The sequence below is a fragment of the Variovorax sp. Varisp36 genome (assembly GCF_047304235.1).
Classification (GTDB): domain Bacteria; phylum Pseudomonadota; class Gammaproteobacteria; order Burkholderiales; family Burkholderiaceae_C; genus Variovorax.
Window position 1 is genome coordinate 151,976 of the sequence record NZ_JBGLYU010000002.1, and the last position, 17,496, is coordinate 169,471.

The following is a 17,496-nucleotide window of genomic DNA, read 5'->3' on the forward strand; positions in this document are numbered from 1 at the left end:
TCGGTTAAGGTGCGGTCCATTCGCCGTTTGCCAACCCTTCTTTCATGACCACTCCTTCCACCGCGCCAGCCCGCAAGCATTTTTCGATGATCCGGGGGTTCCACCTCGCCGATGCGTTCACGCTCGGCAATGCGGCCTGCGGAGTGGGCGCGGTGTTCCTGGCGATGGCCTTCATGGCGAGCCATTCGCTCGCGCAGTTCCTGTGGGCGGCAGCGCTCGCGCCGGCCGCCTTCATCTTCGACGTGCTCGACGGCCGCATCGCGCGCTGGCGCCAGACTCAATCGGCCCTCGGGCGCGAGCTCGACTCGCTCGCCGATGTGATCTCGTTCGGCGTGGCGCCCGCCGCGCTCGGCTTCGCGGCCGGGCTGAGCGGCGGCTGGGACTGCGTGATCCTGATCTATTTTGTGGGCTGTGGCGTGAGCCGGCTCGCGCGCTACAACGTCACGGCCGAAGCCCTGTCGGCCGGCGCCGACAAGGTGAAGTATTTCGAGGGCACGCCCATCCCGACCAGCGTGGTGCTGGTGGGCGTGCTGGCGTACGCGGCCTGGCAGGGCCGCATCGGCGACGCACTGTGGGGCGCCGCCTGGGCCGTCGGCCCGTGGCAGCTGCATCCGCTGGTGTTGCTGTTCGCCTTGTCGGGCACGCTCATGATCAGCAAGACGCTGCGCATCCCCAAGTTCTGACCGTTCAACACGAAGGAAACACGCCGATGACGATGAAGCTGTATTTCGACCCGCACAGCCGCTCGCAGGTTGCCAGATGGATGCTTGACGAAGCCGGCGTCGACTACGAGATCGTGACCACGCTCATCAAGGACAAGGCCCACAAGACGCCCGAGTTCCTGAAGATCAACCCGGCGGGCAAGCTGCCGGCGCTGGTCGACGGCCGCACGCGCGTCTTCGAGAACGCGGCCATCTGTATGTACGTCGCCGAGAAGTTTCCCGGCAAGCGGCTCGCGCCTTTCCCCGGTTCACCGGATCGTGGCCGCTACCTGTCGCTGATGGTCTATTCGACCTCGCAGCTGGAGCCTGCGATGGGCGACAGCCTGCTGAAGATCCGCAGCAACAACAGAGCGCGCGGCTGGACGGACTTCGAGGCGGCCAAGGACGCGGTCGAGCGCGAACTGGGCGATGGCCCCTACCTGTTCGGCGCGCAGTTCACCGCGGCCGACGTGATGATCGGCTCGATGCTCATCTGGCACCGCGCGTTCGGCGGCATCCTGAACCGGCCCAAGCTCGACGCCTACGTCAACCGGCTGCAGGGCCGCCCCAAGGGCATGAAGTTCGGCTGAAAGCGACACGCCATGTCACAAACCACGTCCGTTCACATCGGCACCGGCGGCCTCGATCAGCTCGTCTGCATCGCCGAGACGCAACCGCTGTCGCCCGACTGCGATCACTTCTACTTCCTGCGCCATGGCCAGACCGGGCGCAATGCGCAGCGCATCTTCCAGGCGGTGGACGAACCCCTGAGCGAGCTCGGCCTGCAGCAGGCCGCGCGCGCTGCCGGGCTGCTGGCGGGCGAGCCCATCCGCACCGTCGTGTGCAGCGATGCGCGGCGCGCGAACGACACCGCCCACGCCGTTGGCACGGCGCTGAAACTGGTGCCGGCCGCGCAGGCAGCGCTGCGCGAGCGCAACTTCGGCGCGCTGATCGGCACCTCGTCCGCCAACATCGACTGGGCCTGCGAGCCCGAGGGCGGCGAGACGCTCACGCAGTTCGTCGCGCGCACGCGCGCCGCCCTCGACGAGGCACTGCGGCTGCCCGCCCCGGTGCTGGTGGTGGCGCACGGCGGCACGCTCTATGCGCTGGCTGCACTGCTGGGTGTACCTATCGACCTCGGCCTGCTCGGCAACGCACAGCCATTGCGTTTCGAGCGCACAGGCCCCACATGGGGCGTAACGCCGCTGCTGCGGCAAACCGACGGAAACGCAGCCCTGGCTTAACCAACCCCGGCGCCCCGGGCCCTGATGCCGTCCACACAACGAACTGCCACACACCATGGAATTCAAGGACTACTACAGCGCACTGGGCGTCGACCGCACCGCGTCCGACGACGAAGTGCGCAAGGCCTACCGCAAGCTCGCCCGCAAGTACCACCCCGACGTCAGCAAGGAGTCCGACGCCGAGCAGCGCATGCGCGACATCAACGAGGCCAAGGACGTGCTGGGCGACAAGGAAAAGCGCGCGGCCTACGACGCGCTGGCCGACCGTGTCGCACGCGGCGGCCACCCCGAGGGCGGCTTCCAGCCGCCGCCGGGCTGGGACCAGGGCTTCGAGTTCCACCGCGGCCCGCGCCAGGGCCCGGCCGACCACGCGGACTTCAGCGAGTTTTTCTCGTCGCTGTTCGGCGAGGCCGAGCGGCGCGACGCGGCGCGGCGGAACTACAAGGCGCGCGGCGAAGACCACCATGCGGCCATCGAGATTGCACTCGAGGACGCGCTCAACGGCGCCGAGCGCGAGATCACGCTGCGCGCCCAGACCGTCGACGCGCAGGGCCACCCGCAGTGGCAGAACCGCACGCTCAGCGTGAAGATCCCGCCGGGCGTGCACCCGGGCCAGTTCATCCGCCTCGCGGGGCAAGGCATGCCCGGCCACGGCGGCGAGCCGCCGGGCGACCTGTATCTCGAAGTGCGCATTGCGCCGCACAAGCTGTACCGCGTGGAAGAGCGCGACCTGTACATGACGCTGCCCGTCACACCCACCGAGGCGGCACTGGGCACGCAGGTGCAGGTGCCGACGCCGACCGGCGGCGTGGTCGAGGTGACCGTGCCGCGCAATGCGCGCAACGGCCTGAAGCTGCGGCTCAAGGGCCGGGGCCTCGCGGGCAAGACGCCCGGCGACCTGTACCTGCTGCTCGACATCGCCCTGCCGCCGGCCGACAGCGACGATGCGCGCAAGGCCTACGAGCAGCTGGCGCAAGCCACGGCATCGTTCCACCCACGCCAGCATCTGGGAGTCTGAGCATGGTGAACTTCACCCTTACGACCGCCACCGCCATCAGCGCCTCGCAGCCGCTCGCGGCGAGCGAACTGGCGCACGCCGTCGGCGCCGACACCGCCTGGGTCGTGCAACTGGTCGAGGTCGGCATCCTGCAGATCGAAACGGCCGAGACCCAGCCCGAGCGCTGGCAATTTTCCAGCGAAGACCTGCAGCACGCGCTCGAAGTGCGCCGGCTGGAGCGCGACTTCGGCGTGGGGCTCGATGCCGCCGCGCTGATCCTCGACCTGGAGCACGAAGTGCGGCGGCTCAAGGCCGTGCTGCAGGCACACGGCCTGCGCTGACGCTACTGCATCTGCTGCAGGTTGCCGATGCGCACCAGCATCTCGGTGAACATCTGCATGTCGGCGTCGAGGTCGGGCACTTCCTTGTATTCCTTGGCGTTGTGCGCCGTGTACTTCTTGCCTGGCATGGCGGGACCGAAGTTGATGGCGTTGGGCATCAGCTTCGCGGTGGTGCTGCCGGCCGTGGGCACGGGCTTGGCTTCAAGGCCGGTGGTGTCACCGTAGATGTCGAGCAGCGTCGACAGCCATGCGCCCTTGGGGTCGCGCGCCATCCAGTTGCCCTGGTCGTAGACCACATCGAGCTTCACGTTGTTCGCGCTCGCCCAGGCGTTGACCTTCGAGGTGACCTGCGCCTTCAGTTCATCGGGCGTGCGGCCGCGCGGCATGCGCACGTTGACCGTGACCTCCAGCCTGCCATCGTTGCCCATGCGCACGAGATTCGGCGACAAGGTCAGCGGGCCCATGAAATCGTCGGTGTAGCCCAGGCCCATCTTCTCGCCGAGGTAGCCGGTGCCGTAGAGCGCGTCGATGTACTTCGCGGCCTTCAGGTACTGGTTGGCGGCCAGCGGCACGCCGGACTCCTCCAGGAACAGTGCAAGGCGCGGTAGCGGGTTGACGCCTTCCTCCGGGCGCGAGCCGTGCGCCGAGACGCCTGTCACCTTGAGCTCGATGCTGTCGGCGCCGCGTGCGATGTCGATGGCGAACTTGCCGCCCTGCGCTTCGTACTTCTGCAGGAAGGCCGGCTTTGCTGCTTCGAGCTTTGCGAGCACGCCTGCAAGGTCGCCGCCTTTGAGCGTGGCGGTTGCCGTCTGCGAGATCGCGTTGGCCGATGCGGCGCCGGCCATGGCCGTGATCGCCGTCGATGCGCCATCGGCCGTTTCCGCCGGGAACAGCACCTTCAGCGCGCCCGAGCCCTTCTCCGCCACCACGGCCGGGTACTTGCTGTCGAGCACGATGTTGTAGGCCGGCAGCTGCGTCTTCGCGCGGTAGTACTGCATGGCGTCGCCACCGGTTTCCTCGGTGGTCTCGATCATCAGGCGGATGCTTCGCTCGATGGGCAGGCCGCTGTCCTTCACGGCCTTCATCGCGTAGAGCACGGCGGCGATGGAGCCCTTGTCGTCGATGGTGCCGCGGCCGTAGAGGAAGTCGCCCACGCGGGTCATCTTGAACGGGTCGAGCCGCGTGCCGTCGTCGAGCACCCATTCGGACAGCACCGCAGGCACCACATCGGCATGCGTGAGGATGCCGAATTCTTCCGTACCCTTGCCCTTGAGGCTGACTTCGAAGATGCGGTTGTCGACATTGCGGTAGGCAAGGCCGAAGTCGCCCGCCATCTTCTCGACCAGCTTGCCGAACTCGATGATCGGTGCGCTCTCGTGGGGCGGAACCTGCACGTTGCGCACCGTCGGAATCGCCACCATGGTGCCGATGCTCGCGATCACGGCCTGCTGGTTCTGCAGGCGGTTGTACAAGCCGAGCAGGCGCGCGATGTTGACGAGGTCGTCCCCGGCCAGCGGTTTCTTCGCGCGATAGGCGGCCACGTTGGCTTGCAGCGCGGGGTTGCTCCTGGCTGCCTGCGCGAGGAAGGCATTGAAATCGGCCGGGGCCTTGCCGGCTTGCCATGCGGCGGCGAGCTGATCGAGCTGGGGCTTCCTGAGTGCTTCGGCGTGCACGCTCGCACCAAGGCCGAGCACGACCATCGACAGGGCCGACAATGAAAATCGAAAATGCTGCATCAGGGTGACCTCCTCATTCTGAAAAACATTCCCGACGATAGCCGAGCGAAATACCGAACGATGAACAACAGCAACGCCAAGATCCGCTGCGCATGGGCCCAGACCGACCCGCTGCTGGCCGCCTACCACGACGCCGAATGGGGCGTTCCCGAGCGCGACAGCCGTGCGCTGTGGGAAAAGCTGATGCTCGACGGCTTCTAGGCCGGTCTCTCGTGGCTCACCATCCTGCGCAAGCGCGATGCGTTCCGCAAGGCCTTCAAGGGCTTCGTGCCGGAGAAGATCGTCAAGTTCACCGAGGCCGATGTCGAACGGCTCATGCAGGACGTCGGCATCGTGCGCTCGCGCTCGAAGATCGAAGCCACCATCGGCAATGCGCGCGCCTACCTTGCGATGCAGGCGGCGGGCGAAGACTTCTCGGAATTCATCTGGGGCATGGCTGGCGGCAAGCCCATCGTCAACCGCACGGGCAGCGTGCCCGTGAAGACGCCGCTGTCGGAAGACATTTCGGCTGCGCTCAAGAAGCGCGGCTTCAAATTCGTCGGCCCCGTCATCGTCTACGCGTGGATGCAGGCCACGGGCATCGTGGACGACCATGCGCACGACTGCCATCGGCACGAGGCCAAGCTGAAATGACGCAATAAAAAAACCGGGCCACGCTTTCGCATGGTCCGGTTTTGTCTGGCTGCTAAGTGAAGCGGCTTGCGCCGCGACAATTTACAGGCCGGCTTGGCGCGTGAAGGCCAGGCCCTTCGCTTGCGCGGGGATCACGCTGCCGGCGAAGGTTTCGGGGCGCAGGTTCTGGCCCGGTGCATGTGCAGCGGCAACAGCTTCATTGCGGACGGCGGCGCGGTCGGCCGAAGCAGTCAGCGCGGGCGTTGCGGTCGAAGCAGCGCCGTCGTTGTCGCCATATGCATTGCCGGCGCGGGCCGCAGCAACTGCCTGGGGCGCCACGTCGGCGCGGCTGTAGCCGGAAGTCAGGGGCTGCACGCCTTCGTAGCTTTCTGCGTGAGCGCCAGCAGCGGCGAGCAGGGACAGGGCGGCGGCGGCGAGGATGTTCGAGGTCTTCATTTCAATTCCTTATTCATTGGGCCTTTGGGTGCCTCAAGTGTGCATCACGATTACTAGGGCAAACCCCTATGCAACCGAATCGCAGTGTTCATGAAATCGAAACAATGACGAGGAACTTTCTGACGAAGCTAACTCAACCGCCTTCTTCGCCGTCAAAACCGCGGCTAATTCGTGTACTTTTTCTCTAGCTCATCAAGCAATGGCTTGCCGACCAGGCGCTGCCTTTCAGCAAAAGGTGCTACCAGTGCCGGGTCTTCATCCAGCCGCCGGGTATCGCGCAGAACGGTCAACGCACGTTGCATGCCAGCCACCGCGCCCTGCAACGCGGCATTGGCGTAGAGCACGAAGCCATAGCCCAGCGCGCCCAGTTCCTGCGCGCCGAAGGTTGGCGTCCTGCCGCCGATCACCATGTTCATGAGCTGCGGCTTGCCGAGGCGCTGCGGCATGGTGCGCACTTCTTCGGCCAGCGTCACGGCCTCGACGAAGAGGATGTCGGCGCCGGCTTCGCCGAACTTCTGCGCGCGCTCGATGGCGGCCTCGAAGCCATGCACTGCCGCCGCATCGGTGCGGGCCATGACGAGCAGATCGCCGTCCTGCCGCGCATCGACCGCGGCCTTGATCTTGCCGAGCATCTCGCCTGTCTCGATCACAGCCTTGCCCGCGAAATGGCCGCAGCGCTTGGGGCTCACCTGGTCTTCGAGCTGGATGCAGTCGGCCCCTGCCCGCTCGAGCACACGCACCGTGTGCCGCACGTTGAGCGCATTGCCGAAGCCGGTGTCGGCATCGACCAGCAGCGGCAGGCTCACCGCGTCGCGGATGCGCGCCGTGTGCTCGGCGATCTCGTGCAGGCCCATGAAGGCCTGGTCGGGCAGGCCAAGGTGCATGTTGGTGACGCCCGCGCCGGTGACGTAGATCGCCTCGAAGCCGAGGTCTTCGATCACGCGGGCCGACATCGCATTGAACGCACCCGGCACCAGCACGCCGCGGCGCGCCTCGGCCAGGCGGCGCAATACCTTCTTCGGGGATTCGTTGTTCGCCCGCATGGTTCAGGCCGCGTACAGGTCGACGTACTCGTGCACCGGCATCGCCTCGAGCTTCCTCGCATCGAGCGACACATCGAGGATGGCCTGCTGCTGCTTCTGCGCGAAGCGGCGCGCAAGGTTGGTGCGGAACTTGGCTTCGAGCAGCGGAATGCCGTCGCCGCGGCGGCGCTTGTGGCCGATGGGGTACTCGACCACCACTTCGGCAAGGCTCGTGCCGTCCTTGAACGCCACCGTCAGCGCGTTCGCGATGCTGCGCTTTTCGGGGTCGTGGTAGTCGGCGGTGAAGCGGGGATCTTCCACGCACACGATCCTGTCGCGCAGCGCGTCGATGCGCGGGTCGTTCGCCACGCTGTCCTCGTAGTCGCCGGCAGCGAGGCGGCCGAAGATCATCGGCACCGCCACCATGTACTGGATGCAGTGGTCGCGGTCGGCCGGGTTGTTCAGCGGGCCCTGCTTGTCGATGATGCGGATGCAGGCCTCGTGCGTGCGGATGGTCACCCGCTCGATGTCGTCCACGGTCTTGTCGATCTTGTGCAACTGCGCATGCAGCGCCATGCCAGCCTCCACCGCCGTCTGGCTGTGGAACTCGGCCGGGAAGCTGATCTTGAAGAGCACGTTCTCCATCACGTAGCTGCCGTACGGGCGTTGAAACTTGAAGGATTGCCCCTTGAAAAGCACGTCGTAGAAGCCCCAGGTCTTGGCGCTGAGCACGCCCGGGTAGCCCATCTCGCCCGTCTTCGCGATCAGCGCGAGGCGCACCGCGCGGCTGGTCGCGTCGCCCGCCGCCCAGCTCTTGCGGCTGCCGGTATTGGGCGCATGGCGGTACGTGCGCAGGCTCTGGCCATCGACCCATGCGAGCGACACGGCGTTGACGATCTCGTCGCGCGTCAGCCCCAGCAGGCGCGCCACCACGGCCGTCGATGCCACCTTGACCAGCACCACGTGATCAAGCCCGACCTTGTTGAACGAGTTCTCCAGCGCGAGGCAGCCCTGGATCTCGTGCGCCTGGATCATCCCGGTGAGCACGTCACGCATGGTCAGCGGCTTGCGCCCGGCAGCCACGGCGTTGCGGCTGAGCCAGTCGGCCGTGGCGAGGATGCCACCGAGGTTGTCGCTCGGATGGCCCCACTCCGCCGCAAGCCACGTGTCGTTGAAGTCGAGCCAGCGGATCATCGTGCCGATGTTGAAGGCGGCCTGCACCGGATCGAGCTGGTACGGCGTGCCCGGCACCTTCGCGCCGTTCGGCACCACCGTGCCCGGCACGATCGGGCCGAGCAGCTTGGTGCAGGCCGGGTACTCGAGCGCCTCGAGGCCGCAGCCGAGCGTGTCGATCAGGCAGTGGCGCGCGGTTTCGTACGCCAGCGCGCTCGTGATCTGCTGGTGGGCAAGCACGTAGTCGACGATGTCGACCAGCACCTGGTCGGGTTCGGGGCGGATGTTGCTGATGTGTGCGGACATGGAGAAAGAGGCTTTCAGCGGTTGGCGATGGGAACGAAGGCCTGGTCTTCGGGACCGGTGTAGTTGGCGCTCGGGCGGATGATCTTGTTGTCCTGCCGCTGCTCGATGATGTGCGCGGCCCAGCCGCTGGTGCGCGCAATGACGAACAGCGGCGTGAACATTGCGGTCGGCACGCCCAGCATGTGATAACTCACGGCGCTGAACCAGTCGAGGTTGGGGAACATCTTCTTCGCGTCCCACATCACCTTTTCGAGCCGCTCGGCAATGTCGTACATGCGGGTGGAACCGGCCTCCTCCGACAGCTGCTTCGCCACGCGCTTGATGACCACGTTGCGCGGGTCCGACACGGTGTAGACCGGGTGGCCGAAGCCGATGACCACTTCCTTCGCCTCGACGCGGCGACGGATGTCGGCCTCGGCCTCATCGGGAGTGTCGTAGCGCTTCTGGATCTCGAAGGCGACCTCGTTGGCGCCGCCATGTTTGGGCCCGCGCAGCGCGCCAATGGCGCCGGTGATGGCCGAGTACACGTCGGAGCCCGTGCCCGCCACCACGCGCGCGGTGAAGGTCGAGGCGTTGAACTCGTGCTCCGCATAGAGATTGAGCGAGGTGTGCATCGCGCGCTCCCAGCTCGCCGAGGGTGCGCGGCCGTGCAGCAGGTGCAGGAAGTGCGCACCGATGGAGTCGTCGTCGGTCTCCACCTCGATGCGCCGCCCCTGCGTCGACCAGTGATACCAGTACAGCAGCATCGAGCCGAGCGATGCCATCAGCCGGTCGGCGATGTCGCGCGCGCCGGGCAGCGAGTGGTCGTCCTTCTCGGGCAGCACGCAGCCGAGCGCAGAGACGCCGGTACGCATCACGTCCATCGGATGCGCACTGGCGGGCAGGCGCTCCAGCGCTTCCTTCACGCTCGCGGGCAGGCCGCGCATCGCCTTCAGCCGGCCCTTGTAGGCGCGCAGCTCGGCGCTGCTGGGCAGCTTGCCGTGCACCAGCAGGTGCGCGATTTCCTCGAACTCGCAGACGTCGGCAATGTCGAGGATGTCGTAGCCGCGGTAGTGCAGGTCGTTGCCCGTTCGCCCCACGGTGCACAGCGCGGTGTTGCCCGCGGCCACGCCCGAGAGCGCGACGGATTTCTTTGGCTTGAAGCCGGTGGGGCTTGCGGTGTCGGTGGTCATACGATCTCCTCGGAAATTGCTTCGGCGAGGCGTGCCATGCGCCTCGGGCGTCCGGCGGCGTCGACCGCCACCATCTCGAACTCGCCCTCGAGCACGCATGCAAGCGCCTCGGTAGCCACGTCCTGCACGCAGCCGCGCACGCACACCGTGAGCGAGCTGCGGCCGGCGCGCGAGACGTGCGTGTCGAGCACCAGCGTGCTGCCCAGGCGCACCGGCGCATGGAACAGCACCTCGCCGCAGCGCGCCATCACCACGTCGCCGCGCACGAAGCTCCGGCCGCCCAGGAAGGCAGCCTTCGACATCAGCTGCAGCGCCTGGCCGCCGAACAGCGTGCCGTAGTGGTTGGTGTGTTCCGGGAACACCACCTCGATGAGACGGACCGAACCGCGAGTGCCTTGCATGATTCGCAATTTACGCAAGTTCGTGTCCATAATGAAGAACTGAATTGGCGAATGATTGCGAAGGAAACGCGATCAAGTTTGCGAATCTTGCGAACAACGGACACAGACGATGAAAAAGACCTTCATGGGCGTGCGGCTGCGAAGCCTGCGCGAGGAGCGCGGCCTGAGCCAGCTCGCGCTCGCGCAGCAGCTGGGCCTGTCGCCCAGCTACCTGAACCAGATCGAGCAGAACCAGCGGCCGCTCACGGTGCCGGTGCTGCTGCGCCTGCATGCCGCGCTGGGCGTCGACATCCAGGCCTTCTCGGAAGACGAGGAAGCGCGGCTCATCGCCAGCCTGCGTGAGGCATTGGCCGACAACCCGGGCGGCGACGCGGTCGCGCTGGCCGAACTGCGCGAAGTGGCCACGCAGATGCCGGCCGTGGGCCGCGCGCTGGTGGCCCTGCACCAGCGCCACCGCGATGCGATGGAACGGCTCGAAGCGTTGGCGGCCGAACTGGGTGACGGCCGTGGCGATCTCGCACGCTTGCCGCAGGCGCGGCCCATGCCCTTCGAGGAAGTGCGCGACTTCTTCTTCGCGCATCAGAACCACATTGCGCCGCTCGACGATGCGGCCGAAGCCTTCGCTGCGCAATGGCGCCTGCGCGAAGGCAACCCCGGCGACCGCCTCGCGCGCCGGCTGCTCGAAGCGCACGGCGTGCAGGTGGTGCCCGCCGAAGATGGTGAAGCCGGTGCGCTGCGGCGCTACGACCCGGCCTCGCGCGTGCTGCGGCTCTCGCCTCACCTGGAGCCCGGGCAGCATGCATTCCAGCTCGCCACGCAGCTCGCCTTCCTGGAGCTCCGCGACATACTCGAAGAGCTGGTGGCGACCGCGCCGCTGTCCAGCGATACGGCCCGTTCGCTCACGCGCATCGGCCTGGCCAACTACTTCGCCGCGGCGCTTCTGCTGCCCTACGGCGAGTTCCTCGAAACCGCCGAGCTGCTGCGCTACGACATCGACCAGCTGGCGCGCCGCTTTGGTGTGGGCTTCGAGACCATCTGCCACCGCCTGAGCTCGCTGCAGCGGCCCGATGCGCGCGGCGTGCCCTTCTTCCTGATCCGTGTCGACCGCGCGGGCAACATCTCGAAGCGGCAGTCGGCCACGCATTTCCACTTCTCGAAGACGGGCGGCACCTGCCCGCTGTGGAACGTGTACGAGGCCTTCGCGCAGCCCGGGCGCGTACTCACGCAGCTCGCGCGCATGCCCGACGGGCGCGCCTACCTCTGGATCGCGCGCACGGTGTCGCACGGCTACCGCGGCTACGGTTCGCCCAACAAGACCTTCTCGATCGGGCTGGGCTGCGACATCAGCCATGCCACGCAGCTGGTCTATTCGAAGGGCATGGACCTGCGCGACCCCGACGTGCCCACGCCCATCGGCGCGGGCTGCAAGGTGTGCGAACGCGAGACCTGCCCGCAGCGCGCGTTTCCGTTCGTGGGCCGGCCGCTGGCCGTGGACGAGAACCAGAGCCGGTTCATGCCCTATGCGGCAGCACCGGCGGCAGGCGCGATCAGGAGCGCGGCCAGGCGCGCACCAGCGTCCGGAGCGCGACCGCGCCGCTCCCCTTGACCTCTGCGCGGTAGGTGCCCACCAGGGCCTCGCGCTCGGCTGCAGCCTGGGGGTCGTTGCGCCAGGCCAGCAATGCGGCCACGTCCGCATCGGGCAGCGCGGCGAGCTGTGCCTGCGTCACCTGCTTCTCGAATTCGCGCGCCACGATCATCAGGTTGCGTGGGCGCGTCGACGTTACGCCGCGCGACCACAGCGTGTCGAGTGCCATGTCCAGGGTGCGGTCCGGCAGCGAGCTGAGCTGGCCGCCATTGCCGCGCGCGAGCTGCTTGACCACCGCACTCATCAGCAACTGGCTCGAGAAGTCGATCTCGCGCACCTCTGCCACGGCCATGCGTTCGAGCAGTTCGGTGCGGGCCGCATCGGCGGGCTTGGCGCGCTCGCGGCTGAAGAACTCGGCCTTGCCGGCCTCGGTCATGGCGGCGTAGTCTGTGCGCAGTTTCACGAGATGCGCCACGGCGGCCAGCACCTGCGGGCCGGGAGCGGCACCGCCGTTGCCGGCCAACGCTACTTCCTGCTGGATCGCGGCCACGGAGGCCCTGGTGTTGAACGCACGGCCGGCGGCAGTGTCCAGCGCCTTGAGTGCCTTGTCGGCAATGGCCTGGTCATCGGGCTCCAGCAGTTCCCTCGCACCACGCGCGACGGCACCGGGCGCATAGGACGCTTCATAGCGCGCCTGCACGCCTTCGAACTGCAGCAGCGCTTCCGCGCGGTTCTGCGCCCAGCCCATCACGGGGGCCAGGAGCAACAGGAGCAACAGGGAGAAACGGAACGGGAAGAGACGGTCTGGGCAAAGCATGCCGCCATTATTGGCGCGCCCGCATTGCCCCTCCTCACCTCAAGCGGGAACCAGTTCCTTTCGCAGCAGCTTCGCTGCGGCCACCATGTTCGACAGCGCCGCCTCGGTCTCGGGCCAGCCGCGGGTCTTGAGGCCGCAGTCGGGGTTGATCCAGAGGTTCTCGTGCGGCACCACGCCCGCGGCCTTGCGCATCAGGCGCACGATCTCGTCGACCGAGGGCACGCGCGGCGAGTGGATGTCATACACGCCCGGGCCGATCTCGTTCGGGTAGCGGAAGCCACCCGCATCGTTTTCGCCGCCGAAACCTCGCAGGAGTTCCATGTCGGAACGGCTGGTCTCGATGGTGATCACGTCGGCGTCCATTGCCGCGATCTCCGGCAGGATGTCGTTGAACTCCGAATAGCACATGTGCGTGTGGATCTGCGTCTCGTCGCGCACGCCTGAAGCGCTGATGCGGAAGGCGCGCGTGGCCGATTTCAGGTACGCAGGCCAGCCGGCGCGGCGCAGCGGCAGTCCTTCGCGAATCGCGGGTTCGTCGATCTGGATGATGCCGATGCCCGCGCCTTCGAGGTCGACCACCTCGTCGCGGATCGCCCAGGCAATCTGCTCGCAGGTGGTGGCGCGCGGCTGGTCGTCGCGCACGAAAGACCACTGCAGGATGGTGACGGGGCCGGTCAGCATGCCCTTCATCGGCAGCTTCGTCAGGCTCTGCGCATAGGCGCTCCACTCCACCGTCATCGCCGCCGGGCGCGCCACGTCGCCGAAGATCACCGGCGGCTTCACGCAGCGCGAGCCGTACGACTGCACCCAGCCGTTGGCGCTGAAGGCGAAGCCGTCGAGCTGCTCGCCGAAGTACTCGACCATGTCATTGCGCTCGGCTTCGCCATGCACCAGCACGTCGATGCCCAGTTCCTCCTGCTTGCGCACGGCGAGTGCGATCTCGGCGCGCATCTTCTCGCGGTAGCCGGCGGCGTCGAGCTCGCCGCGCTTGAAGGCGGCGCGCGCGGCGCGGATGTCCGGCGTCTGCGGGAACGAGCCGATGGTGGTGGTCGGCAGCACCGGCAAGGCGAAGCGCGTGCGCTGCACCGGTTGGCGCAGCGCAAAGACCGACACGCGGCTGTCGTCGCCGGCCACGCTGCGCGCCAGGCGCAGGGCCACGTCGGCGCGGTGCACCCGCGGACTGGCGCGGCGTGCCGACACTGCCGCGCGGGCGGCCACCAGTTCGGTTGCGACCGAGGCTTCATCGCCGTCGATGGCCGCGCGCAGCACGCGCAGCTCGTCGAGCTTCTCGATGGCGAAGGCGAGCCACGACTTGAGCTCGGTGTCGAGCTTCGTCTCGGCCTCGAGGTTGAAAGGCACATGCAGCAGCGAACACGAAGGCGCGATCCACAGCTCGCCCTGGTGCTTCTCCGCCACTGGCCTGAGCTTGGCCAGCGCGGCATCGACGTCGGTACGCCAGATGTTGCGGCCATCGACCACGCCGACAGACAGCACCTTGTGCGCCGGCAGCCAGTCGGCCACGCCCGTCAGTTCCTGCGGCGCACGCACGGCGTCCACGTGCAGGCCCGCCACCGGCAGCTGGCAGGCCAGGCGCAGGTTGTCCGACAGCGGCGAGAAGTACGTGGCCAGCACCAGCTTCGGCGCGCTGCGGGCCAGTTGCCAGTAGGCGCGCTCGAAGGCGTTGCGCCACGCGTCGGGCAGGTCGAGGCCGAGGATGGGCTCGTCGATCTGCACCCATTCCACGCCCTGCTGCTTCAACCGCCGGAGCACTTGTTCATAGACGGGCAGAAGCGAGTCGAGCAGCGAGAAGCGGTCGAAGCCGGCTTCTTTTTCCTTGCCGAGGTACAGGAAGCTCAGTGGCCCGAGCAGCACGGCCTTGACCGCGTGCCCGGCCTGCTGCGCCTGCGCCACTTCGTCGAACAGGCGCGTCGACACGAGCTTGAACTGCGTGGCCGCATCGAACTCGGGCACGAGGTAGTGGTAGTTGGTGTCGAACCACTTGGTCATTTCCAGCGCGAAAGTGCCTTCGGCGTGGTTGCAGCTGTCGTCGTGCACGTGGCCGGCTTCGCTTTCCACGCCGCGCGCCATCGTGAAGTAACGCGAAAGTTCGGGTTCGCCGCCATGAAAGCCGAAGCGCGACGGCTCGCAGCCGAGCAGCTGGATATGGTTGGCCACGTGGTCGTAGTATGCAAAGTCGCCGACCGTCACGAAGTCGAGTCCCGCATCGCGCTGGGCCTGCCAGTGGCGCGCGCGCAGTTCTTCGCCGACCGCTTCGAGCGAGGCGCGATCGATCTCGCCGCGCCAGTGCTTTTCGAGGGCGAACTTGAGTTCCCGGTGGGCGCCCATGCGCGGAAAGCCGAGGGTGTGGATACGGGTGGTCATTTGCAGGTAGTAATCGCTGATCTTGGGAGCCTGCAATGGTCGGCGTTTGGGGCATATGATTCAAACGAAACCTTTTGCCCATTCGATTGAATAATTTTCATGTCGCAGTCGACCCTCGAAATACGCCACCTGCGCACACTCATTGCGCTGCGCGACACCGGCAGCCTGGTGCGCGCAGCGCAGTTGCTCAACCTCACGCAATCGGCGCTGTCGCACCAGATCAAGCTGCTCGAGGACCGCTACGGCGCGCAGCTGTTCGAACGCAAGTCGGTGCCGCCCCAGTTCAGCACCACCGGCCTGCGGTTGCTGCAGCTGGCCGACACCGCCCTACCGCTCATCGAGGAAGCCGAGCGCGACGTGGCCCGGTTCGCGCTGGGGCGCAGCGGGCAGCTGCGCATCGTGGTCGAGTGCCACACCTGCTTCGACTGGCTGATGCCGGCGATGGACGCGTTCCGCCAGCGCTGGCCCGAGATCGAGCTCGACATCGTCTCCGGCTTTCACCCCGACCCGATCGCGCTGGTGCTGCAGAACCGCGCCGAGGTGGCGATCGTGTCCGAGGAAGACCCCGACGAAACCGTCGACTACCACGCGCTGTTTCGCTTCGAGATCATGGCGCTGCTGGCCAACGACCATCCGCTGACAGCCAAGGCGTATCTGACGGCGCGCCACTTCGCCAACCAGACGCTCATCACCTATCCCGTGCCCGACGACATGCTCGACATCGTGCGGCAGGTGCTGGCGCCGGCGGGCGTGGAGCCCGCGCACCGCCGCACCACCGAGCTCACGGTGGCGATGCTGCAACTGGTGGCGAGCGGGCGCGGCGTGGCGACGCTGCCGCTGTGGGCGGTACAGAACTACCTCGACCGCGGCTACGTCACGGCACGCCGCGTGGGCAGCAAAGGGCTGACGGGGCGGCTCTACATGGCGTGCACGCGGGGCACGTCGGGGCAGCCATGGCTGGCGGACTTCGTGCGCATCACGCGCGAGAGTTGCTTCAAGAGCCTGCCGGGGATCGAGCTGCTGTAGCAATGGCACTGCAGAATCGCGACTTCGCATCCACACTCGAGGACAGGAAGACCCGATGGCTCTGAAGAAAAAGGGCCGCTACTGGTACGGCGATGGTCCGGAAGACACCCAGGCCGAAATGCAGCGCTACAGCCAGGCCAACGCCTACCCCGCCACGCGGTTCGCGGCATCGGCATGCAGCTGCGGTCGACGCGTCTTCAAGTTCGAGACCGACGAAGACACGGGCGCGGCGCGGCGCACCTGCACGGCCTGCGGCAACGTTCACCTGATGGGCGACAGCGCCGAATACGCAGACGAAGCCGAGTTCGAGAACCACGAGTGCGTCTGCGGCGCCGAAGCCTTCGAGCTGCTCTCGGGCGTAGCACTCCATGCCGACAGCACCGACGTGCGCTGGTACTACCTCGGCTGCCGCTGCACCAATTGCAGCCTCGTCGGTGTCTTTGCCGACTGGAAATGCGAAGGCGGGGACGCCGGCGACTTTCTCGCCGCCGTCTGACCGCGGCGCATCGCCTCGCCGATCCAGGCGCGGAAGGCCGCCACCTTCGGCCGATCGTGGCTGGCCTGCGGGTACACGAGGTAATAGGCGAAGTCTTCCAGCCATGCGGCCCTGAAGAGCCGCACCAGCCGGCCTTCTGCGACGTCGTTCGCCACCAGGGCCGCGGGCAGCAAGCCGACGCCCTGCCCCGCCTGCACCGCGCCCACCAGCAGCCCCGCATCGTCGAACGACGGCCCGCGGGCCGGGCCGGTGTCAGCAACGCCCTGTGCCTCGAACCACATGTGCCAACCCTTGCGTTCCGCGTCGTTCACGCGCGGCCATTGCAGCAGGTCGGCCGGCTTCTTCGGCTTGCCGTGCTCGGCGACCAGCGCGGGCGCGGCGACGGCAACCATCTCGACCGTGAGCACGCGCTGGCTGGCAAGCCCGGGGTACCGGCCCATGCCGTGGCGGACGGCCACATCGATGCCGTCGCGCGAGAAATCGGCGAGCGTGTTGCTGGCCCGCACCTGCAGGTCGATACCGGGATGCGCTTTCTGAAATGACTTGAGGTGCGGTACGAGCCAGACGGCAGCGAAGAACGGCGTGGTGCTCACGGTGAGCAGGCCGGTGTCCGCAGGCACGGCCACCTTTTGCGTGGCGTCGCTGATCTGCCTGAAGGCATTGCGCACCGGTGGCAGGTAGGCCTGGCCCGCATCGGTCAGGAAGATGCCGCGGTTGACGCGGCGAAACAGCTCCACGCCGAGGTGCAGCTCCAGCGTCTTGACGAGCTGGCTCACGGCACCCGGCGTCACGCACAGTTCGTCCGCGGCGTTCTTCACCGAGAGATGGCGTGCGGCAGCCTCGAAGGCGCGAAGAGCGTTGAGCGGTGGGAGTTGATGCTCCATGGTTTAGCTAATCTGATCCGAACCGGTCAGAAATTCTGGTTTGCGAAGCGGGCCTCGAAGCAGGAATATTGGCACACGCAGGGAAAGAAGAAAACCGATCTGATTCGCCACTCGCAACTATGAATTCAAATATTCTGATCCATCC

General features: G+C 67.0%; 17 protein-coding genes and 1 pseudogene. 9 read left to right on the forward strand and 9 right to left on the reverse strand.

The genetic code is table 11. The features are described 5' to 3' along the window. The first annotated feature begins 44 nt into the window (after window positions 1-44). From ACCD11_RS02450 to ACCD11_RS02470, 5 genes are read left to right on the forward strand one after another with little or no spacing between them, the layout of a single operon-like run. Window positions 45-683, forward strand: a complete 639-nt coding sequence (locus ACCD11_RS02450; RefSeq protein ID WP_413312158.1) for a CDP-alcohol phosphatidyltransferase family protein — start codon at window positions 45-47, stop codon at window positions 681-683. 26 nt (window positions 684-709) lie between these two features. Then, window positions 710-1,291 (forward strand): glutathione S-transferase family protein, encoded by a 582-nt coding sequence (locus ACCD11_RS02455; RefSeq protein ID WP_413312159.1) that lies wholly within the window; start codon window positions 710-712, stop codon window positions 1,289-1,291. Between the two features lie 12 nt (window positions 1,292-1,303). Beyond that, window positions 1,304-1,945, forward strand: a complete 642-nt coding sequence (locus ACCD11_RS02460; protein ID WP_413312160.1) for a histidine phosphatase family protein — start codon at window positions 1,304-1,306, stop codon at window positions 1,943-1,945. Between the two features lie 55 nt (window positions 1,946-2,000). Then, window positions 2,001-2,963 carry a DnaJ C-terminal domain-containing protein gene (locus ACCD11_RS02465; RefSeq protein ID WP_007834568.1) on the forward strand — a complete coding sequence of 321 codons (963 nt, stop codon included), beginning with the start codon at window positions 2,001-2,003 and terminating at the stop codon, window positions 2,961-2,963. A 2-nt stretch (window positions 2,964-2,965) separates the two neighbouring features. Next, entirely contained in the window at window positions 2,966-3,283 is a 318-nt protein-coding gene (locus tag ACCD11_RS02470; protein ID WP_413312161.1) for a chaperone modulator CbpM, read from the forward strand. A gap of 2 nt (window positions 3,284-3,285) precedes the next feature. Here the strand turns inward: ACCD11_RS02470 and ACCD11_RS02475 are convergent, their stop codons facing one another. Next, a complete protein-coding gene (locus ACCD11_RS02475; protein ID WP_413312162.1) occupies window positions 3,286-5,019 on the reverse strand; it encodes a dipeptidase in 1,734 nt (577 codons plus the stop codon). 60 nt (window positions 5,020-5,079) lie between these two features. On the opposite strand from ACCD11_RS02475, the pseudogene ACCD11_RS02480 reads away from it, so the two are divergent. Beyond that, a pseudogene (locus tag ACCD11_RS02480) lies at window positions 5,080-5,652 on the forward strand (DNA-3-methyladenine glycosylase I). Window positions 5,653-5,733: 81 nt separating this feature from the next. On the opposite strand, the gene ACCD11_RS02485 reads toward ACCD11_RS02480, so the two are convergent. The 5 genes from ACCD11_RS02485 to ACCD11_RS02505 all read right to left on the reverse strand — a co-directional run bounded on the left by ACCD11_RS02485 (window position 5,734) and on the right by ACCD11_RS02505 (window position 10,161). Then, complete coding sequence (locus tag ACCD11_RS02485; RefSeq protein WP_056522489.1) at window positions 5,734-6,087, reverse strand: hypothetical protein; 354 nt, start codon at window positions 6,085-6,087, stop codon at window positions 5,734-5,736. A 164-nt stretch (window positions 6,088-6,251) separates the two neighbouring features. Further along, complete coding sequence (locus ACCD11_RS02490; RefSeq protein ID WP_413312163.1) at window positions 6,252-7,130, reverse strand: isocitrate lyase/PEP mutase family protein; 879 nt, start codon at window positions 7,128-7,130, stop codon at window positions 6,252-6,254. 3 nt (window positions 7,131-7,133) lie between these two features. Continuing rightward, window positions 7,134-8,588: a bifunctional 2-methylcitrate dehydratase/aconitate hydratase gene (locus ACCD11_RS02495; protein ID WP_413312164.1), complete on the reverse strand. Its 1,455-nt coding sequence runs from the start codon at window positions 8,586-8,588 to the stop codon at window positions 7,134-7,136. Between the two features lie 14 nt (window positions 8,589-8,602). Next, window positions 8,603-9,760, reverse strand: a complete 1,158-nt coding sequence (gene prpC / locus ACCD11_RS02500; protein WP_413312165.1) for a 2-methylcitrate synthase — start codon at window positions 9,758-9,760, stop codon at window positions 8,603-8,605. Beyond that, window positions 9,757-10,161: an acyl-CoA thioesterase gene (locus ACCD11_RS02505; RefSeq protein WP_413312166.1), complete on the reverse strand. Its 405-nt coding sequence runs from the start codon at window positions 10,159-10,161 to the stop codon at window positions 9,757-9,759. Before ACCD11_RS02505 ends, prpC begins: the two co-directional genes overlap by 4 nt. Window positions 10,162-10,270: 109 nt before the next feature. Here ACCD11_RS02505 and ACCD11_RS02510 point away from each other — a divergent pair, with 109 nt between their 5' ends. Then, window positions 10,271-11,767 (forward strand): short-chain fatty acyl-CoA regulator family protein, encoded by a 1,497-nt coding sequence (locus ACCD11_RS02510; protein WP_413312167.1) that lies wholly within the window; start codon window positions 10,271-10,273, stop codon window positions 11,765-11,767. Here the strand turns inward: ACCD11_RS02510 and ACCD11_RS02515 are convergent. Next, a complete protein-coding gene (locus tag ACCD11_RS02515; protein WP_413312168.1) occupies window positions 11,709-12,521 on the reverse strand; it encodes a hypothetical protein in 813 nt (270 codons plus the stop codon). The genes ACCD11_RS02510 and ACCD11_RS02515 overlap by 59 nt on opposite strands. A gap of 81 nt (window positions 12,522-12,602) precedes the next feature. Then, entirely contained in the window at window positions 12,603-14,945 is a 2,343-nt protein-coding gene (gene metE, locus ACCD11_RS02520; RefSeq protein ID WP_413312169.1) for a 5-methyltetrahydropteroyltriglutamate--homocysteine S-methyltransferase, read from the reverse strand. Between the two features lie 99 nt (window positions 14,946-15,044). On the opposite strand from metE, the gene ACCD11_RS02525 reads away from it, so the two are divergent. Together ACCD11_RS02525 and ACCD11_RS02530 are read left to right on the forward strand one after the other, a co-directional pair. After that, window positions 15,045-15,971 (forward strand): LysR family transcriptional regulator, encoded by a 927-nt coding sequence (locus tag ACCD11_RS02525; protein WP_413312170.1) that lies wholly within the window; start codon window positions 15,045-15,047, stop codon window positions 15,969-15,971. A 55-nt stretch (window positions 15,972-16,026) separates the two neighbouring features. Continuing rightward, a complete protein-coding gene (locus ACCD11_RS02530) occupies window positions 16,027-16,467 on the forward strand; it encodes a hypothetical protein (protein WP_413312171.1) in 441 nt (146 codons plus the stop codon). On the opposite strand, the gene gcvA is transcribed toward ACCD11_RS02530, so the two are convergent. Then, complete coding sequence (gene gcvA, locus ACCD11_RS02535) at window positions 16,368-17,351, reverse strand: transcriptional regulator GcvA (protein ID WP_413312172.1); 984 nt, start codon at window positions 17,349-17,351, stop codon at window positions 16,368-16,370. The two genes, ACCD11_RS02530 and gcvA, sit on opposite strands and share 100 nt — an antisense overlap. Window positions 17,352-17,496: the final 145 nt, after the last annotated feature.